Source organism: Deltaproteobacteria bacterium IMCC39524 (genome assembly GCA_029667085.1).
Taxonomy (GTDB): Bacteria; Desulfobacterota; Desulfuromonadia; order Desulfuromonadales; family BM103; genus M0040.
Genome location: JARUHJ010000010.1, coordinates 1 through 19898, shown reverse-complemented (window position 1 = coordinate 19898; position 19898 = coordinate 1). Strand labels below are relative to the sequence as shown.

Here is a 19898-nt window from a genome sequence, read left to right as displayed (position 1 = left end):
AGCGAAAACTACGGTATTTCACCAAAAAGAGAGCCTTAAATTGTTTCAACATTGAGGCATACCAGCGCATAAGAGGATCAGTGTGTTGGATGAAGAAGAGTTAGGGCAAGGCCCCCCATCAAGGAGAGGGGTCAGAAAGAGCCAAGGTTATAAGTTATCATTAGTGGGTATATAAGATTTTGAAACCGAAAACTTCTGGTGGCGTTACCTTAGTTAATTCAAAGGCAGCAAACCAAACACCTCAGCCATTGCTGATCAAGCTTTCAAAATACGAAATTGTTTCGGCAAGCCCCTCACTCAACTGTACTGTCGGCTCCCAACTCAGTTCTTGTTGCGCCAGAGTAATGTCAGGCTGACGCTGTTTCGGGTCATCTGAAGGCAAAGGGTTAAAAACTATATCTGATTTAGAGTTGACCATCTCAACAACAATCTCTGCGAGTTCACGAATAGTGAACTCATGGGGATTACCTAAGTTCACAGGTCCAGTAAAGGCGTCAGGAGTATCCATTAAGCGGACGAAACCCTCGATCAAGTCATCGCAATAACAGAAAGATCGCGTTTGGTAACCATCACCATAAATCGTTATATCTTCTCCTCGCAGAGCTTGCACAATGAAGTTGGAAACCACCCGCCCATCGTTGATGTGCATATTTGGGCCATATGTATTAAAAATTCGGGCCACCTTGACACGGGTCCTGTGTTGACGATGATAATCAAAAAAAAGTGTTTCTGCGCAACGCTTCCCCTCATCGTAACAAGAACGCAACCCAATCGGGTTCACATGCCCCCAGTACTTTTCATTCTGTGGATGAATTTGCGGATCGCCGTAAACCTCACTCGTCGAAGCCTGAAAGATCTTCGCTTTAGTGCGCTTGGCCAAGCCAAGCATATTGATCGAGCCGTGGACACTTACCTTTGTGGTCGCGACAGGATCAAACTGGTAATGAATAGGCGCAGCGGGGCAAGCAAGGTTATATATCTCGTCTACCTCTACATAGAGAGGGAACGTGATATCGTGCCGCAGGATTTCAAAGTTATGATGATCGAGGAGATTGGAGATGTTCGCTCTACGACCAGTATAGAAGTTATCGACACACAGGACATCATGGCCGTCATTTAACAACCTTTCACACAGGTGCGAACCAAGGAAACCGGCCCCTCCCGTTACGAGTATGCGTTTAATCGTATCGTAATGTCTCACGTGCACCCCTGCTTAAAATGACAGACATGGAAATAAGGCCACTCTCCGAGAAGCCCCCGCAGCCCAAAAAACCTGAAGAGAAAATCGTTATTCGCCGAAGGTCCCTGCTATACCAAGGGCAAGTTACGGTTCGGGTCATATAAAAACGATATAGGCGTCAGAAAGACAACCATAATTGCTTTAGCATACTAGCATACCAGCGCATGATTGGATCAAATCGATCAACAAAAAAGATATGGATCAATGCGCCGGCAGCAAGGAAGGGGCCAAAAGGGATCGCCAACTTGCTGTCAGCCTTTTTGAACAACATAAGGGGAACGCCAACCAGAGTGCCCAAGGTTGAGCCAATAAAGATGATCGGGAAGATAGCAGTCCACCCAAGGAAAGCGCCGAGCATTGCAAGGAGCTTGACATCACCAAAGCCCATCCCTTCTTTGCCGGTCAGGAGTTCATAACCCAAAGCTATAGTGAGAAGAGACCCTCCTCCCAACAGGATCCCAACCAACGACTCCGGCCACGTCACCCAGGGCATCAGGAATGAGCACAGGAAACCGATCGGTATCCCTGGCAGACTGATGACGTCTGGAATAATCTGATGATCCAGATCGATGAATGTGATCACCACTAGAGTCGCAACCAGAAGCAGAATGACTGGGGTTACTGGGTGAAATGCAAACCGATAAAAGAACAGTACAAAGAGAACTCCGGTGAGGGCTTCGACCAGGAGATAACGCACTGGAACTTCAGCGCTGCAGTAGGCACACTTGCCTTTCAGTAACACCCAACTCAGGATCGGGATATTGTGATACCAGCGGATCGGTGTCTCACAATGCGGACAACGCGAGCGAGGAGTGACGATTGAAAGGCCGGCTGGGATGCGGTAGATGCAGACATTGAGAAATGACCCTATGACCGACCCAAGAATAAAAGTGAACAGAAGCAAGAGTGAATATTGGTAAGCATGCATTGGGTGTTTTACTCGTTTTTGAGGGACGTCAGCAAGCAGTTAACGACTGTGGACACATCATCTACAGAGATTTCATTCATACAACATACATCGATCTGGCACTTGGGCACATTGCCAAAACTGGAGCATGGCGAACAATCTAGGCTCTTATCAATCACAACATGGTGTGGCCCACGGGGAGCCCATTGTGCTTGTGAACTGGCGCCGAACAGGGAGACAGTCGGCCGCCCCAAGGCTGAGGCCAGATGAAGAATTCCAGAATCAGTACTAACTACGACAGTGCCCCGCGCCAGAACAGCAGCCGTCTGCTCAAGACTCGTCTTTCCGGTCAGGTCAAGAGCCGAAAGGCCAGAAGCAATCTGAGCACCGGCCTCGCGGTCTTGTTCACCCCCAACAATAACAACGCGTGTATTCTGCTTTTCACACCAGACTGCTAACTCGTGAAATTTTGCACAGCTCCAGCGCTTTTCAGCAACACTGGCACCGGGAAATAAAATGATAAAAGGTTCTTCCAAGAGGCTCCCAAGCATATTGTCGGCAGATTCCTGATCAATTTCTGGAACTGTCAGAAAAGGATAAAGATTTAGCGAGGGCGACTCTAACCCCAGAGGCTTAAGCAACTCAAGGAAATTGTTCAACTCATATTTCGCAGGGCTATAATCAATCGTGTGCGTAAACAATCTTTTCCGTTCATTCGTCCCATAACCGACCTTTATTTGGGAACAGACCACGCGAGCAACAATAGAGGAGAGGTGATACCACTGTTCGCTGTCAATAACCACTTCATAGTCACTTCTAAGCACTGCAAGCAGCTCTAGTGGTCTGTCATAGCACAGGACCTGATTGACACCGGGGCAGAGGGAGAAAACTCTACTGTTTCGCTTTTCGGCGAGAACATCAATGCAGGCCGTGGGGAAGGCCTCCCGCAGCCGTAATATCACCGGGACCAACAACACCGCGTCGCCGATACCACCAGGACGAATCAGCAGTAAGCTGGAAACAGGAGAAGGGGGCGATTCCGGTTGTGTCGGCCGCGGCCAAAACCGAGTCAACAATGAGCCAATGAGCCCATCAACCTTTTTCAGAAACATAACAGTCAACTATTACTCACAAATATAAACTAATTGGCATGGCCTGCCCCAAGCATCAACGAGCCGAGCAGATCACTTGGATTATCGTAGCAATAGACTCGGACAATTTCAGGGCTCATTTCAAAATCCGCCATGTGGCGCTATTCGTCCAGAGTACCAATAACAACATCAGGGACATCCTCCTCTGATTGATCAAGACACCACAACGGGCTACGAGCAGAAAAGTGTTTGTCTTTTAAATCAAAGTCCTTCCCAGCAGTCGTTCATAGAGCTGGACATACGACTTTGCTACTGTCTCAGTCGTAAACTCCTCAATGACCTTGATACGGGCACTTTTTGAGAGGCCATGTAAGCGATTCTCATCTTCAAGAACCCAGCTTATCCCTTTGGCTAGATCGTCAGTATCATATGCTTTTGCAAGGTACCCATTGTTGCCATGATCAATCATGTCTTGCATACCTCCAACATCGAAAGCGACACAGGGAGTACCACAGGCAAGTGCTTCCATGACAACCAGTGGCAAGTTGTCCTCTGTAGAAGGTGCAACGACAACATCGGCAGCAGAGAATAATTCTACAAGTCTGTAATCATCCTGAATTTTCCCAAAGTAATGTGCGGGGAAGCCAAAATCCGGCGGATTAGCTGGTTGAGATGCCCCATAAATCAAAACCTCAAACTGATCGGGTCCAGAAATCAACGCCAAAGACAGCATAGCAGGACAAAGAAACTGAAAACCTTTACGTTGATCATCTGCCGCATTAACTGCACCAAAAAGTATCAGCTTTTTATCAACAGGAAGGCCAAGTGCCTCCCTGCAAAAGCGTCGGTTCAGAGGCTTATAGAGATCCGTATCGATGTTATAAGGGATTACTTCTACTGGATATTCACCAAGCAAACTACTCTGTCTGGCACATTTTGCCAACCACTGGCTCGGAGTTACTATTGTAAGATCCAGAGCAGACCAATGTCGCTGTTTACGTCGCCAGACTTTGTGGCTCAGGTCCTGAACCTTTTTCGACCCGAGTTGGGGGCAGGCCCCACACTGTTCAACGTATCTGGTACATTCACCCGTATAGTGGCACCCTCCGGTGAAAGCCCACATATCATGCAAGGTCCAAACCATCGGGGCACTTATCTTGCTCAAAAAATGGATCGGCAGATACCCTGCGCAGAACCAATGCAGGTGTACAATATCTGCGTTCGACAAAACAGCTTGATCAAGGCCGGGAAAGGGTAGCCAGTTAACTCCCCAGAATTTTTCTGTTCGCCGCGGATAAAAACAGGCGGGGAACCTATCCAGAAAGGACCTGGTCAAGCCTACTCCTTTAGCAAAACCGCCCTTCGGCCCGACAATATGGGACGAGTCGCCAGCTTTCTCCTGCACAAGCATGCAGGAGTCCATGCCGGAGGAGTTCAGTCCAGCATGGAGACGATGAGCGGCTCGAGCAGCACCGCCGTTCATGTCATGAGTACTAATATGAGCTATCTGCAATTAACGAGAACTCCATAACTTGCGCAGAAAAATATCAACAGCATCCAAGATCTTCTGAATTATGCGAGTAGCCCTTTTTAGAAGGTTTCCCCTTCTACGGGTATACCATTCTACTAACCGTCTCACGACTTCTGAGCTTTCAAAAAAATCGTCGGTGAACACTTTAACCGGAGATGAAGCCAGAACCACATTAAAATCCTGCTCTCGCCGAGAATGCACACCTGAACCATCGTGACCGATATTCATGGTCATGGAAACCGCGGGGTGAAGACACAACCCTCCCCTCTTAAATACAGATGCATACCAAAATACTGCCCAAGTATTGGAACGGCCCTTAACGTTCTGGACAGCCTGGGCCCAGTGATCAGTAACACCACCCAAGCTGAAACGTTCGATCTCATCTGTTGAGAATTGCCTGAGAAGTTGATCAGGCTCTTTCTTGAAAAACTGCCACGCGCTGGCCCAGGTTCCCCATCCCCAGCATGACGTTGACCTATAGAAAAATGTCTGTGGCAGTTCAGTCGAATCAATGGGAAACATGTACCCTGAAACATGCATCACCCTATCAACAGCCTTATAGTGTTCCAGCGCATCGTTCATATAGCGCAGGAAGTATCTTGAGGTCACGATATCATCCTCCAGCACAACGACTCGATCAGCATGGTTCAAAACCTCTGTGATGCCGGAGATGATGGAGCAAGCCAAGCCTATATTCTCGGCGCGTTCAACTATCTCGACACTGCGAAAACCGGCTATCCCTCGCACGTAATCGCGAACCTGCTCAACCGCCTCCCGATCACTCACTGACCCAGGTCCGTCACAATAGACAAACAAATCGCTCTGTTCGGCGAGTTCGTTCTCCAACAGAGCCTCAAGCGTCCGGCGCGTGTGTTCGGGACGGTTGTAGACGAAGAGGATAATGGGAGACAGGTCCGATTTCATAACTTTTCGCACTATCCTCTTTCACCAAGTTTAAGACGTTTCATCTCTCTCAACAAGCTTCTCTGCGCAAACAACGAAAACAATGTGGGGTAAAACGACAGGACAAACAAGTCGCACAAGTTCAGAGAGAGACCTCTTTCTGAGGCTTTACCCTTTAATCTTAATGGGGATGAAGGCAAATATCTCCCTGGATTAAGAGCCCCCCTGTAGTGCATCTTAAAGCGCTTCGGGTAATAGTAATACAATTGGGCAATCCCCCTGTTAACCCTTTCACACTTCTTCTTAAGTGCGGAGAACTCAATGCGGGCGGGGTGAGACAACAACTCACGACGGATGAAACCAAAAGTGGCGCCTACCGCCTTCGCTCGACGTCCGAATTCAACATCCCCACCAGACTCAAGACGAGCATCGAAAAAACCAATTTTCTCGATCAGGCGTCTGTCAACAGAAAGACAGCAAGTAGGAGCAAAACCGAATGTTTCCAGGTATTCGTCTACAGGGAAAGCATGTACCTGCTCATATTTTTCAGTGAAAGTCCGTGCATTTCCAGTAATCTTTACTCGTGCACCTATGTATTCGCAACCAGTCTTGACATAATAACCGTAAACATCTGTAACATAGCTAGGCGACACTTTCATGTCTGCATCAATAAACATCAGAATGTCGCCAGAAGCAGATGAAATACCCTTATTTCTTGACGCATAAGAGCTCTTAACCTCTGTCTCAGAATAAACTTTCACAACAGATTTATTCTTTTCCTCAAATGAACGAGCAACGGAAAGAGTGTCATCTTCCGAACCGTTATCAACGACAATTATTTCATACCTACTTTTTTCAAAATCCTGACTAAGAAGTGATTCAAGGGTCACCCGAAGCCCCAAAGCATCATCAAGAACAGGAACAACAACAGAGACATCCATAGAGAGATTCACCCACCTTTCCTTATTGTCGCTGCTTATTACCATCCTGAGTCGCTCCAATCACACCCGATATCAACCTTGGCGGCGAGGAGAATAGCAAGAGCATAAACCGGAGGACCTAACAATTACGCAAACCTTTTATTAAAAACCCAATATTCCAAAAAAGCTCTTGTAGGCAAAAGACCATTTCTGTTTTCCAGTGTCGTCTAGACAAAAAAACTCTGAGAGGCAGCCCCAAAACCTTCTTAACACAGTCACACACCACCCTCCAGTAATACCATGAAGATAAGCTATCTCCCTGCCTTAGGTACCGCGCTGAACCTGCCGCATACAAACGCTTCAGTCGATAACTCACACGCATATTCCTCTTTGGAGTCCAGTGTTCAACCCGTATGCGTGGGTCATACCAGAGCAAGTGATTATCCCGTTTAAGACGCAAAAAAAGATCAGCCTCTTCCCCCATCCCGAGAGACTTACCCACCATACCGAATTCAGGAGAAAAGCCATTGAGCTTTTCAAGAACATCCCTCAGAAAAGCCATGTTTGATCCCGAAAAACCTCCTGAGGTCTTCGCCATGAAACCCGCCTCATCACCCCACGTCCTTATTTCAAAATCATCAACAAACCAAGCCGGTGGGGTGCACTGATACCATGGTCGGATCTCTCCTCCGACCGCAGTAGGTTGTGGTTGAACAGTCTCAAAGGCATGCAAGATTCGTTCACACCATTCAGGTTCAGCTTTTGCATCATCATCGATAAAAGCTACGAATCTGCCTGAGGATGTACGCCAACCACAGTTGCGGGCATGGCTGAGGCCCTGCTTCTCTTCCGAAACGACCCTGAAGTTGTTGTACCGCCCAGCAAAATCAGCAGCGATCAATTGTGTGTCATCCGTGGAATTGTTGTCGACGATGACTACCTCATACAGTCCAGTTGACAACGACTGGTCGACAAGTGATTCAAGGCAGCATCGCAGGAGTTCGTAACGATTATAGGTACAGACGACTATTGATAGCCGAACGGAGAGTGTCATATCTTGAAAAGACTCCGAAGCATAAATCTGCAGAGAGTTCCGGCAGAGATCTGCGCATATTTTCGAAAAGGGCTTCTGTGAAACGCCATGAAGGAGTCCCAGCCGATATGGCTGGAAGCTTGGCAGAAGGCTGCCCACTTCTCGCCAAGGATTGAACAGAACGCCTCTTGGCTATAAACCCCGGCCGTCATGTTAGCAGCGAAAAGACTATCAATCCACTTTACCGCTCGACCCAAGGTCTCGACGTCGATGGCCCCTTCTCCCCTGCCAATGAGGCGATGGATCTCAACCTGTCCTTCATCAGGGTTGATGCCAAGTCGGTTGATTTGCGCAATAACTATCTTCCGCGTATTCGCCTCGGCGACCATTGCCTGCTTGCGACTCGTTCCACCAGGATGGACTCGATACCTAACTAATGGTTTGGGAATATTCGCTACCCGAGTCTGCGGCAACAAACGTACCCACAGGTCATAATCCTCAGCTGGGGGAAATTCCAGCCGATAGGGGCCTTCAGGCAGTATATCTTTTCGTATCATTACAGCAGACTGAGCAAAACGGTTATTGAACAGTAAGGCACAGGGAATTTTCAAACTTGATGTTTCATATCGCCAGACATCACCATCAGAGCAGCCATCCACATCAATGAGTTCTACCCATGAACCAACCAGTCCGAAATCCGGGTTTTGATCAAGAAACCTAACCTGCTCCTCAAGCCTCGTCGAGCATGCAATGTCATCACAATCAAGCATGGCGACATATGTTCCACACGCAGCAGCAACCCCTTCATTGCGCGTGACCGCCAGGCCAAAGTTTTCTATACGGTCTATGATTTTTATCCTTGCATCAGAGTAAGCCCTTGCTTTAAACACGCTGTCATCAGTTGAGCCATCATTAATAATTATAAGTTCAAAATCTCGAAAAGATTGGTTGAGGATACTCTCTATAGCTTGACCAATATAGCGAGACCCGTTGTAAACGGGCATGACAATACTAACCTTCCGCATAATTCTAGCCTATCGCACCTTCATGATCGAGCGATAGCCATAATAGGTTGCAACCACTCTCAAGTAATCCAAGATAAAATATAATACGGCCTCACCTATATTTAGGTTTCTCATATAGATAGAAGTAAATCTTCTAATGGCATCGATCCCAAAGATTGTTCTACAGAAGGTTTTCCCACGGCCAACCTCTGGCCATTTACTAACAAATATTGCATAGCCTTTTCCATGATTGCAAAACATCTTCATCATGCTCTTAATTGTCGTTCTATGAGAATGCGTCACCTTGGCATTCTCATCATATTTGAAATGGTAACCATTCTTTATGATCCGATGGCATAATTCTGGTTCCTCTCCGCCTGGGACACGAAAATCTTCATCGAAGTATCCGGCCCCAACTATAGCTTCTCGAAGGAAAAACGCATTTGCCGTAACGAGATAAGTAACCCTCTCACCCCTATAACCAGGTCTCCAAACTTCAAGATGATCGAGATATCTGGCTACTGTATTTTCTTTATCAGGCAGAACATTCCCTCCGACGCCAGCCAAAGTCTCATTCGGAAAATGCCTAAGGTATTGGTTCAGAATATTCTTATCAACAAAACAATCTGAATCAATGACAAGCAGATACTTACCCTGAGATTTCTTAATCCCTGTGTTCCTTGCCGCTGCGGGTCCTTTGTTTTCCTGGTAAATATAATTTAGGTTAATTTTTACTCTGGCCATCAAGTCTTTAACAAATACACCTGTTCCATCTACGGAGCCATCATCAACAACAATGACCTCATAATGACTACAGGGATACTGCATCAGCTCAATTGACCTTATAGCCCTCATCAAATTATCTAAATCATTATAGGTGGGGATTACGATACTTACCGTTATAGATTCATTCATACTATGTGGCATCCTATTAAAAAAAAACGCCTTTTAAGATCATGTAATTTAATAACTCGTCTCATCACCGCGACCTGTAATTTCTGAGACAAAGTGAGTCCCTTCCGGTATTTTTCAAGAACCGACAAAAATCTCGGGTAATTTTCTCCACTGATTATATCATTAGTGGTTTTAGTCCCAGCTATCTTACGATAATTACCAAAAACCTTATCCACATAGTGAACATTAGCTGACTGAACTGCCCGTGCGACAAAATCAATATCAAGAGAATAATGCTCATTAATATCGTATGGGCCAATTATTTCGTGTAACGATTTATGATAAAAATATTGGGAGGGATTGGTCGGAAATGGGTTTATATCCCAACCCATCAACAGATCCGTTATTTTTAATTTTTTGGGTTTGTTGACTTCTTCTACTACACCAGAATCATTCAACACATTGCAATCCCCAACTAACAACGACGGTACAGGAAGATTTTTGAACAATTCAGGAATTACAACAAGTACTCCAGGCTCATAAAAATCATCAACATTCAAAAAGCTAATGATTGAACCTTTGGACATTGCAATTCCTTTATTCATGGCATCTGACTGACCCCGATCCTTGTCAGAAACCCAACGAATGTGTGGAAATTCGGCTACATATCTCTTGATGATTTCCACGGTACCATCTGTCGAACCACCGTCCACGATTATGTGTTCGGCAACAGGACAATCCTGTTCAATAACGTTCTTTATGCAGAACTCGATAAAACGAGCTCCATTGTAGACCGGGGTTATGATCGAAAGCTGACTGTTCATTTATTATGTTTCTCCAACTCAACAGCGTCTAATGAGGGAAACCTGTGCAGCAACACTCCTTCCGGTTACCATCCTGCGATTATCGTGAAGGACAATTTTTATCTTCGGTCATGGTTTGCCACTTATAACAACATTGGCAAGCGTGAGAAACAAATCCAACTCTAGCGAAAACCACAAACTTTCATCCAGTGGACCACGCTGTTACAAGACTTCCTTGGCAAAAAGACATAGCTGTTGCATAAAAGCACTACAATGACACCAGTCGTACAAGAACTCATAAGGTTGCATCTTTACGTTCTGTTCATAATTGAATCGGCCTTTTTCATTAAACAGCCTACCATGGCCAGAAACGGCCTCTATATGAACTCAACCATGTAAGCTTCAGTCAATCGGAACAACACTCCAGGAAAAAGTTAATCACCCGAATTCAATCAACTCAGCAAAACATCTTAGGTTTCTATCAAATATGTACCCTTCTTTCTTCCTGACTTCATCAAGAGCAGGAAGGGAGAATAGAAGTGGCCAAGTGGAACCCATGGATCATTATTAGGTTTCTGACTATCTTTAGATTTCCTGAATTCAATTCGTAAGTGCAACTTTGCGCGGTTGGTTTAAGTGAGCAAGCTGCGGTAGCATCTGTGTCACCTAGACTAGCCGGTCAAAGGAGCACAGATGAAACACTACACGCAGCTTGCCCGAGAACAAAGATATCAGATTTACGCTCTCAAGAAAGCAGGACATTCACAAACCTGTATTGCCGCTTTGCTCGAAGTCCATAAGTCAACCATCAGCCGTGAACTGAGACGTAACAGCGGCCAACGTGGCTATCGTCCGAGACAAGCACAAATGCTGGCAGAACAAAGGCATCGTGAGAAGCCACGAGCAGTGATACAGCCGAAAACTTGGCAACGGATTGAGAAACAAATCAGACTGGACTGGAGTCCCGAACAGATCACCGACTGGCTACAACGAACCGGCTAACCTACAGTCAGTCATGAACGGATTTACCAATACATCCTGGCGGACAAAAACACCGGCGGCGACCTGTACCAGCACCTGCGTTGTAAAAAGAAACGCAAGAAACGTTATGGAGCTAAAGAGCGTCGAGGCCAACTGTTAGACCGCACAAGCATTGAAGACCGTCCTGCAATTGTCGCCGAGCGGAGACGGATCGGCGACTGGGAACTCGACACCATTATTGGCAAAGGCCACAAGCAAGCCATCGTTTCGCTCACTGAACGTAAAGCGCGATTGGCACTCATTGCCAAGGTTGAACGCAAGACAGCCGACCAGGTCGCTGCAACCATCGTCCGTTTGTTAAGGCCTCACGCGAAGAAGGTTCACACCCTGACCTCAGACAACGGCAAGGAATTTGCTCAGCACAAAAGTATTGCCAAAAGCCTGGATGCTGACTTTTATTTTGCACACCCCTATGCATCATGGGAACGTGGCACCAACGAAAACATGAACGGCTTGATTCGACAGTATTTTCCTAAACATCGTGATTTCAGAACTGTCACTGAAGAGGAGATTCAGTTCGCTATGAACAGACTGAACAACCGGCCAAGAAAGTGCCTTGGTTATCGAACCCCTAACGAGGTAGTCTTCGACAAGTCACTTGTTGCACTTGCGAGTTGAATCGGCCTTTCTTCAAGAACCTTGAAAACATCACAAAAAAGCCTTAAGAGGATAGTCCTTAATACTTGATGCATAGCCAAAAAGAATGTTTTTCTACTGAGGATAAAAAAACCAATAACAGGTTTATTGTCATTCGTTAAACATTCTACGCATCAGACTTAGATCGAAAAGATTCTTTAAGTAATTTAGTGTAGAAACCGATTTGCACTGGCAGCCACGTCTGAGGATGAAACATCCTGAATACATTCGACATAACTCTTGATACAAATCCAGTTACAGTGGAAACATTCCATTCTTTTGGTGAGAATTTTATGTTTTTTGGGATTACCCCAAGGGACAAAGCGACCAAAATGCCCCCCTCCAACAATTCCAACTGAAGATATGTCGAGAGCAATTGCGATATGCAACCCAGACGTTTCCATTCCAATAAACAAGTCACATTCTTTGATCACAAGGGAAAGTTCTCTAAGTGTAGTTTTCCCGATCAAATTCACAACACAACACTTATCACAACCGCGATATAACGCTTTTTCAACTTCAGAACCGATTCTTTTATCGCTCTCACTCCCCAATAAGACATAAATGATATCTCCTTTTATGTCTTTAGCGAGAGCTTGATAATTTGCCACATCCCAGCATCTGTATACATCAGCCGCGCCGGGAAAAACTCCTACAACTTTCTTTCCCTTAACACTATAATTTTCCAGAAGGTTTTTATCAGAAGGAGAAAACCAGAATTCTGGAGTAACATCATTAACATCTTTAATTGAGCAACCTAGATAATTCAGAAAATCAATCGTTGTCAGAATCTCATGCCTCCACGGATCCTCCACGGAGGTGTCGAAGCTTTCTGTAAACAAATTTATGGGCTCCAGCTCGGCTGGGTAGCCACCCTTTGGTTGACAACTGTCAGATCCAGTCATTCCAACAATACTGCGATATCCTAACTTGTGTAGTTGTCTTAAGTGAACGACTTGAGGCGACTTAACTGGATAAATCACCAAATCGTATGGAGAAAAACAGTTATTAAACAGGCCTTGGAGTCGCATCACACACCCGAACAAAATTTGGCTTTTAGAGGTAAACCACCTTGTTACGCGAGTCCAACTTAACTGGTCGAGAGATATACACTTATCGACATGAGGACATAATTCCAAGACATCCCGGACATGAGTTTTCACTGCAATGGTAATAAAGGCTCCGGGATAGTGCCTTCGTATATGCTTCAACGCTCCGCTGAAAAGGACTACATCCCCGATGTTATCAGGGCGATAAATGAGAATTTTCATCACTCGCCCTCTCAGGAGACAATCGCCTCAACTGCTCCGACATATTGGTCAAGCGTTGAATGTTGAAGGCAGAGTAAACGCTCTTTCTCTGAATCCCTAGTCTTCACCGCAGCTTCAGTCTCAGATTCAAGCGCATCCAAGGTCACATCCTTAACATAATGGGTAGACAAGCCAAGCTCCTTAACCATCAGAAGCCGAGTATCGGTACACACAGCAATAGAGGGGATGCCAAGACCGGCCATGCCAACGGATGCGTGCATGCGATTACACAGTGCGAACTTCGCACTTTTTGCCATTGCAAAATATTCGACAGGGGTCTTCGGGAAGATCCTGGGCAGGTCAGGTGCCAAGCTGTGCGCAAGCTGATACTCGTTTTCGTCGTGGCACAATAGCGCTAAAGAATGTCGCTTGCGCAGGCGTTCGATCAAACCCAAAACGGTTTTTCTCCACAAGGCAGAATCCGTTCCCTGCCCCCAGGAAAAATGCCCTCCGCCTTCCATGAAATTGATCAACACAAGGCCCGAATCATCTAATGGTGCTGTTTGCCCCTTCGCTGCAAGAAAAGCGCTACAAGGAATAGCCGGCACATCAAAGCCGGCCCAGTTGCAGACATCCTTGGCAAGTCCATCTCTCACGGTAGTCAATCGGCAGTAACTTAGAATCTCTTCAATGTATGGCCTGTCATCCGGGCTCTCACGGTAAAGTTTTTGATTTTCCCACGGATAACATGATCCGGCGGCCAAGTTGAGCACCGGGATCTTCTTGTACAGCCGCCCGACCACGTCACTCCAAAGTGGTTTGGCCCATTCGTTGGCATGACAATTTGGCCAGAAAACTGGAGCACCACATTGCACGATCAAGTCGCAACTATCAAAAAAGCTATTTCCCAATTTTGGAGCAAGGTTAACTCCTAAACGCCTCACTATTCCGCGACCAGGAACAGCCGGGAGTCTCTCTGACCAACTCGCGAGTCGGGCAGGATGCCATGTGGGGTAAGCGGTATAAGGTTTATGTTTATTTATAGGGACAAATTCAACACTACGTGACGGGAAGACTCTTCTCAAAACCGAGCATATCCCCTCACGGATAAAATCATCCCCGATATTGGTCTTTAATGTTGTTATCAAACCTATTTTCATTTCACTCTTCTTTTTTCAGTGCGAAGATAGCGAGATAAGGCTTCTTCAGTGAAGAAAAACTCTTTTCAGATGTCATAAAAATAGTTGAAAGAACATTAAACAACCGCCCAAGCACGGAAGAACGCCATCCGAACCCGACCTTCAATGACATTCGTTTATGGATGTCTTCTTCATGACATTCTCTAAATTTAGAGTTTGTACTTTTGATCTCAAATCATTTAATTCTGGCTCGAAAGGATTGATATAAACGATATCCCACAAATCTGAGTACAGACTCAGAGAAAGAGATAAAATCTGTGGGGATCCCACATCCAGTATTCTGAGTGCATCATTCTTTCTTTCTAGAATTTCGGAACAATCTAAGTAGTGCAGGGAGTTCTTTTGTCCTCGTATAATCTATCGGCACCAGAAAATTTCAAACGCCCGCCTTGAGATATCTGAAGAGTGCACGATAGCCGAAAATAAACTTACTAAATTTTTTAAACGTCAGCCGACTTGCGGCACTGCGGACAACCTTGTAAGAATTCACACTCATTGGGAGATAACTCTTCAAAATCAAGAAAAAGCGCTTATAAAAGCAACACCTGAGTTGGCAAACATAAACCGATTCGTACGCCAAAAAATAATTAACACTTATGTTGTTGAATAAAATCATTAACTCTACTCAACAAGATTAAATTTTCATGTATTTTCTCCTCATCCCAATCCCACCATTTTATATCTAGCAATTGTTCAATAATATCGTCAGAGAAGCGTTTCTTGACAACTCTCGCTGGATTACCAGCAACAATACTGTATGGATTTACATCTTTAGTAACGATACTTCCCGCACCGACTACAGCACCATCAGATATGGTCACACCGGAAAGAATGACTACATTATTACTTATCCACACATCGTTTCCAATTTTTATATCGCCTTTAAATCTAGGCTTTTGCAGATGATAAAGGTCCTCAACTTTCCATTTTGGAATGAACGGGTATGTTGTAACCCAATCCATATCATGTTCACCCCCAGCAATTATCGTCACCTTGTCAGCAATGGAGCAATACCTCCCAATACTTACCTCAATACGATCATCCCAGCAGTATAAATCGATTCCGTTTACGTAAGACCCTTTGCCAATATTTAATGTTGGTTTTTTGCTCCCGATAATATTTATATTCAAACTTTCTTGAGATTCATATTCATTCAAATAGGTCCCATCTTTGGTTTGAATATCTTTTTCAGAAATTAGATACCTTTTTAACTTCTTATATATTTTACAAAACATGACAGATACAACCTTTTTACATTTTGTGGATGTTAAATATTCTTTCTAATACGGATTTTTTTGGGGGGACATAAAGATCATTGAATTTAGCATCAAATGATTTATCCCTAATAACGTACGGTGGATGACTTATAGGGTCACTTAATTCACATAACTCCAAATTTGAAAAGGAGCACTCTGATGATGTGTGGGTTGAATCGAACCCAAAACCAACGTTTGAGACTAAATTAAAAGCAGGGATTATACTCAAACCATGGTTAATCATCTTCGCGAACCCCCATTGATAGTCCCAAGTATCAATTTCTCCAGCGAACACCTTATTATATAATGCTGACCGATACATTGACTCTTCGTAACTCTGACAAAAGTGTTCATATAACTTAGCGTCTCTAACCTCTGGCCACAATTTCATATCTACATCATAATAGTTCCAGGCTCTTCTCCAAGTCGCCCACCCCCAGACAGGGCCATAGTTAGAGAACATATAACTGTAGACATTCCCACTCCGCTCTTTCACTAAATTAGATCCACAAATCTGCATCACACGAGTATCATTTTGATACTTCTGAAGGAGTTCTTCGCAGAACGAGAAGAATGAATAGGAGGGGAGGCAATCATCCTCAAGAACGATACCCCCCTCCACGTTCTCGAAAAACCAATCGATGGCGGAACTAACGGCTATTTTACAGCCAAGGTTCTTTTCCCGGAACAGAGTTACTACGTCACACTCCCAATCAACCGACTCAATTATGCGGCGGACCTGTGCGCATTTTTCAGCATCACCTAACTTGTTCTCACGTGGACCATCCGCAGCCACAAAGAGTTGTTTCGGCTTGGCTTGTTTAATAGCCTCAAAAACCTTTTTGGTCGTATCCGGTCGATTAAAGACAAGGAATAAAACCGGAGTTTTTAGATGTAAATCGCTCACTAAAGTTGTGACTCCCCATAACTACTTTTCGGCCTGCACATAAATTGACTGAAAATCTCTGACTTCCAAATCAAGTGTTTTGTCAAAACCTCTCAACCTCACATTATTAAACCCGGCCAAGTTTAAGACCGCAACGAGGTTTTCCTCATCAAACATATACCTATGATGTCCAGCCATATACGCCATATAATTCACATAATCAATTTTAGAATTAGCATTATAAGCAGGTTCGTATCGGCAGAATATTTCGGGACGAAAACCATCTGGGGCACAATATGCTTCCAGATAAATACGCGCATTCGGAACAGACGCTCTGAATATACCACCAGGCTTCAAAACCCGTAGGCATTCAGAGAGCAATGTCATCAATTCATGATATTCGAAATGCTCCAACATATGAGACGAATAGATCATACTTACGCTGTTATCCGGAAAAGGAAATGGCTGGGTTAAATCCAATACCAGATCGCAATTTTCGTTAATATCAGCATAGGTCCATCCGGTTACACCTCGCCTTTCTCCTGCGCCAAGTTCCAGCTTTATTGGCAGATCACTTCTCAAAAGCGAAGTGACCTTATGATGATTTTTCACTGCAATCTGCTTGTTTTTTGTAGTCTTACTTTGTTGTTCAGAAAGAGTTCCTAGAATTTCTCTTAACTTCACAGGAAGCATCTTTTTTATAACTTTTTTAACTATTAGCATGGTTATCTTTACAGCCCCTCATGGAAAGCAAAATCATTTCTAACCGCAATGAAGTTTTGAAAACGAAAAATTTCATTTGTCGACTCGTATGCAAAAAGGGGGATAAGCCGATTAGAATCAAGTCTGTACATCTTGTAAGCAGAGAGGATTTCATAGAAGTCGCGTAAAAACACTCGCGAAAAGACGTCACACTCGCCAAATTCAAACTGGATAATTTTGATCTTGCCGTCAGCAAGAATTTGTTCTGCACCTTTCAGAACATTGAGTTCGTTCCCTTCGGTATCTATTTTAAGAAAGTCAATTTTGGTTATCTTTTCCATCTCACAGAAAAGATCAAGTGACGTCAACTGAAAATCAATCCCGACTATATCATCACGCTTGTGAAACGTGCGGAACACATCACCATAAATACTGGCATGCGAGCTAGCAAGACTGTCCGAGTAGGTAAAAATTTTCTCAGCCTTTTGCTCCTCTCCCATGCCCACATTATAACACTTGCCCACGTCACCAACATTATCCACCAACTGCTTATATGTATTGATATTAGGCTCAAAGGCATAGATCCGCGCGGATGGAAATTCTTTCGCTAACATCCGTGAGTATTTGCCAACATTGGCGCCTACATCGAACATGACAGGCGTTTCAATATTGCAAAGGTTTTTTTTAAGCACTTTGGTTGCCAAAAAATGTTCACCACTGACTATGTTGTTTTCACATTTCAGGATACCTAAATTATTGTACGCAACGTGAAGCAGATCTAAACGAGCGTACTTGGCGATTTCTAGTATTAATTTCTTAGCAGCATCCGAGCCTATCGTCTTTACAATTACACGAACGATAAATTTTAGAAGAAAATTCATTGCGAAGCCCTCACAAAGCTAATATTAAATTCTGGCAGGAGCGCTCCTTGAATCTGCTTGGTATCATGGAATTCATACGGGTTCCCATCTTCAATCTCGAGTTTAACAACGCCACTAATCCAGTCTTGAATGACTTCGTTACTTCGCAAGAAAAACACAAGAGAGTACACGTCAGGCTTTAGGATATTCTCTATTTCAAAAAGATATTCATCTGCATCTGATACATGCTCAAAATGAAGATTTTTATACCTGTTGCTGCAATGAATTATAGTGTTCTGGTTTTTGTCGTGTATGGCAAAACCGAAATCAAGTTCAGGGAACACCCTCTTCATCCCCATCGACTTTAATTTTACTTTGAATTTTATCGGCACTCCAAATCGAACCGGATAATTCAAGAATGTTATTTTCTCAAAAACCAGTTCCTGAGCCGTGTTTTTACGTTCAACATTGCTCAAATCAATTTCTCTACCTGAAAGCCTCTTTTCGCCAGCATAAACATCAATAGTTTCTTCCACCTTTCCAGAAAATACACACTGGCCCTTATTCAACAACACAGCTCTGCTACACAGAGACTTGATTGCTGAAAAGTTGTGGGAAACAAACAGAATCGTTCTCCCTTGTGCGCTAACCTCTAGCATTTTGTCGATACACTTTTTTTGAAAAACCGTATCCCCCACGGCCAAGACTTCATCTACGATTAAAATCTCAGGCTCTAAATACGCTGCAACGGCAAAGGCCAGGCGAACATACATTCCAGATGAATAACGTTTGACCGGCGTGTCAATAAACTTTTCAATCTCGGCAAAATCAACGATCGCATGGAACTTTCTACGAATCTCCTGCTTACTCATACCAAGGATCGCACCATTGAGAAACACATTCTCGCGACCTGTCAACTCAGGATGAAAACCGGTACCAACTTCTAGCAAACTGGCTACACGCCCCTTGATGTTAATCAATCCTTTTGTCGGCGTAGTCACTTGAGAAAGGATTTTCAGCAGAGTTGATTTACCAGCACCATTTTTTCCTATGACACCAAGGACTTCTCCTTGTTTTACATCGAAGGAAATGTCCTTCAGTGCCCAAAACCTGTCGAGCGTTTCAATTGTTGAATCATTGATTTGTTGAATCGTTGAATCGATTTTCCGGTTCGGGTCTTCTTTGCCACGAACTTTGGCCCACCAGGAATTAAGATCCTTGGACAAGGTGCCGTGATTTATGATGCCGAGGCGGTATTCTTTCCAGAGGTCTTCAATGCGGATGACGACATCGGAACCTGTTGAAAAATCTACGGGCCGGATATCTGTCGCTGTTGGCGACGTGACATTACTCAATGAGTCTACTATGGTTTTATTGCTGGGTTTATTCATTAGTCTTTTCGTTAAAAAGGTTTTTCGCAAAAGGTTGAAGTTAGATGTAAAATGTTGAAAAACGTAGAAGCAAAAAACTTTTACTTTTGGGGCTGTCCTAGATTACTAGCCCATATTCTCTTTAACTAGTTGTTTTAACAGTAACAATTGAGTTTTTGGGTCAGGGATGTTGAAACGCCACTCACATTCCTTCAAAAAGAGCCCAAAATGCTCTCTGGGAATGTCGTTGAATCTGCGCAAATGACGCTTGGCCTGATTCCAGAAATTCTCAATACCGTTTATGTGGTTTCGACCCTTTGCAAACAGGTTAGAGTGATTGATACGAACATGGTGAAAATCACTTACATCAAG

19 protein-coding genes and 2 pseudogenes are annotated in these 19898 nt (G+C 44.3%); 2 read left to right on the top strand and 19 right to left on the bottom strand.

What is annotated here, in order from left to right; genetic code table 11:
* Nucleotides 1-241 precede the first annotated feature (241 nt).
* The 5 genes and pseudogenes from P9J64_16580 to P9J64_16560 form a co-directional block, all read right to left on the bottom strand.
* A complete protein-coding gene (locus P9J64_16580; GenBank protein MDG5469937.1) occupies nt 242-1201 on the bottom strand; it encodes an SDR family oxidoreductase in 960 nt (319 codons plus the stop codon).
* Nucleotides 1202-1358: 157 nt separating this feature from the next.
* Nucleotides 1359-2168: a prepilin peptidase gene (locus P9J64_16575; protein MDG5469936.1), complete on the bottom strand. Its 810-nt coding sequence runs from the start codon at nt 2166-2168 to the stop codon at nt 1359-1361.
* Between the two features lie 8 nt (nt 2169-2176).
* Nucleotides 2177-3259: a glycosyltransferase family 9 protein gene (locus P9J64_16570; GenBank protein MDG5469935.1), complete on the bottom strand. Its 1083-nt coding sequence runs from the start codon at nt 3257-3259 to the stop codon at nt 2177-2179.
* A 235-nt stretch (nt 3260-3494) separates the two neighbouring features.
* On the bottom strand, nt 3495-4154 hold the full coding sequence (locus P9J64_16565; protein ID MDG5469934.1) for a glycosyltransferase: 660 nt from the start codon (nt 4152-4154) through the stop codon (nt 3495-3497).
* 9 nt (nt 4155-4163) lie between these two features.
* A pseudogene (locus tag P9J64_16560) lies at nt 4164-4661 on the bottom strand (glycosyltransferase).
* On the opposite strand from P9J64_16560, the gene P9J64_16555 reads away from it, so the two are divergent.
* On the top strand, nt 4614-4769 hold the full coding sequence (locus tag P9J64_16555) for a hypothetical protein (protein ID MDG5469933.1): 156 nt from the start codon (nt 4614-4616) through the stop codon (nt 4767-4769). The pseudogene P9J64_16560 and the gene P9J64_16555 overlap by 48 nt on opposite strands.
* On the opposite strand, the gene P9J64_16550 is transcribed toward P9J64_16555, so the two are convergent.
* The 6 genes from P9J64_16550 to P9J64_16525 form a co-directional block, all read right to left on the bottom strand.
* Nucleotides 4752-5693 carry a glycosyltransferase family A protein gene (locus tag P9J64_16550; GenBank protein MDG5469932.1) on the bottom strand — a complete coding sequence of 314 codons (942 nt, stop codon included), beginning with the start codon at nt 5691-5693 and terminating at the stop codon, nt 4752-4754. The genes P9J64_16555 and P9J64_16550 overlap by 18 nt on opposite strands.
* A gap of 11 nt (nt 5694-5704) precedes the next feature.
* Nucleotides 5705-6613, bottom strand: coding sequence for a glycosyltransferase family A protein (locus tag P9J64_16545; protein MDG5469931.1), 909 nt, complete (start codon nt 6611-6613; stop codon nt 5705-5707).
* A 118-nt stretch (nt 6614-6731) separates the two neighbouring features.
* Nucleotides 6732-7646 (bottom strand): glycosyltransferase family 2 protein, encoded by a 915-nt coding sequence (locus tag P9J64_16540; GenBank protein ID MDG5469930.1) that lies wholly within the window; start codon nt 7644-7646, stop codon nt 6732-6734.
* Nucleotides 7643-8650, bottom strand: a complete 1008-nt coding sequence (locus tag P9J64_16535; protein MDG5469929.1) for a glycosyltransferase — start codon at nt 8648-8650, stop codon at nt 7643-7645. Before P9J64_16535 ends, P9J64_16540 begins: the two co-directional genes overlap by 4 nt.
* Before the next feature lie 9 nt (nt 8651-8659).
* Nucleotides 8660-9544, bottom strand: coding sequence for a glycosyltransferase (locus P9J64_16530; GenBank protein MDG5469928.1), 885 nt, complete (start codon nt 9542-9544; stop codon nt 8660-8662).
* Entirely contained in the window at nt 9541-10347 is an 807-nt protein-coding gene (locus P9J64_16525; GenBank protein ID MDG5469927.1) for a glycosyltransferase family 2 protein, read from the bottom strand. The genes P9J64_16530 and P9J64_16525 overlap by 4 nt, the downstream gene beginning before the upstream one ends.
* A 672-nt stretch (nt 10348-11019) precedes the next feature.
* Between P9J64_16525 and P9J64_16520 the strand changes: the two are divergent.
* Nucleotides 11020-11985: pseudogene (locus P9J64_16520) on the top strand (IS30 family transposase).
* Nucleotides 11986-12170: 185 nt separating this feature from the next.
* On the opposite strand, the gene P9J64_16515 reads toward P9J64_16520, so the two are convergent.
* The 8 genes from P9J64_16515 to P9J64_16480 form a co-directional block, all read right to left on the bottom strand.
* Complete coding sequence (locus P9J64_16515) at nt 12171-13274, bottom strand: glycosyltransferase family 9 protein (protein MDG5469926.1); 1104 nt, start codon at nt 13272-13274, stop codon at nt 12171-12173.
* Nucleotides 13275-13285: 11 nt separating this feature from the next.
* On the bottom strand, nt 13286-14413 hold the full coding sequence (locus P9J64_16510) for a polysaccharide pyruvyl transferase family protein (protein ID MDG5469925.1): 1128 nt from the start codon (nt 14411-14413) through the stop codon (nt 13286-13288).
* 626 nt (nt 14414-15039) lie between these two features.
* Nucleotides 15040-15687 carry a CatB-related O-acetyltransferase gene (locus P9J64_16505; protein ID MDG5469924.1) on the bottom strand — a complete coding sequence of 216 codons (648 nt, stop codon included), beginning with the start codon at nt 15685-15687 and terminating at the stop codon, nt 15040-15042.
* Nucleotides 15688-15703: 16 nt separating this feature from the next.
* Entirely contained in the window at nt 15704-16615 is a 912-nt protein-coding gene (locus tag P9J64_16500; protein MDG5469923.1) for a glycosyltransferase family 2 protein, read from the bottom strand.
* 21 nt (nt 16616-16636) lie between these two features.
* Nucleotides 16637-17317: a methyltransferase domain-containing protein gene (locus P9J64_16495; protein ID MDG5469922.1), complete on the bottom strand. Its 681-nt coding sequence runs from the start codon at nt 17315-17317 to the stop codon at nt 16637-16639.
* An 8-nt stretch (nt 17318-17325) separates the two neighbouring features.
* Complete coding sequence (locus tag P9J64_16490) at nt 17326-18177, bottom strand: FkbM family methyltransferase (GenBank protein ID MDG5469921.1); 852 nt, start codon at nt 18175-18177, stop codon at nt 17326-17328.
* Nucleotides 18174-19547 (bottom strand): polysaccharide ABC transporter ATP-binding protein, encoded by a 1374-nt coding sequence (locus P9J64_16485; GenBank protein ID MDG5469920.1) that lies wholly within the window; start codon nt 19545-19547, stop codon nt 18174-18176. The genes P9J64_16490 and P9J64_16485 overlap by 4 nt, the downstream gene beginning before the upstream one ends.
* 105 nt (nt 19548-19652) lie before the next feature.
* Nucleotides 19653-19898, bottom strand: a 246-nt coding sequence (locus tag P9J64_16480) for a transposase (GenBank protein MDG5469919.1), incomplete at its 5' end; no start/stop codon positions are given.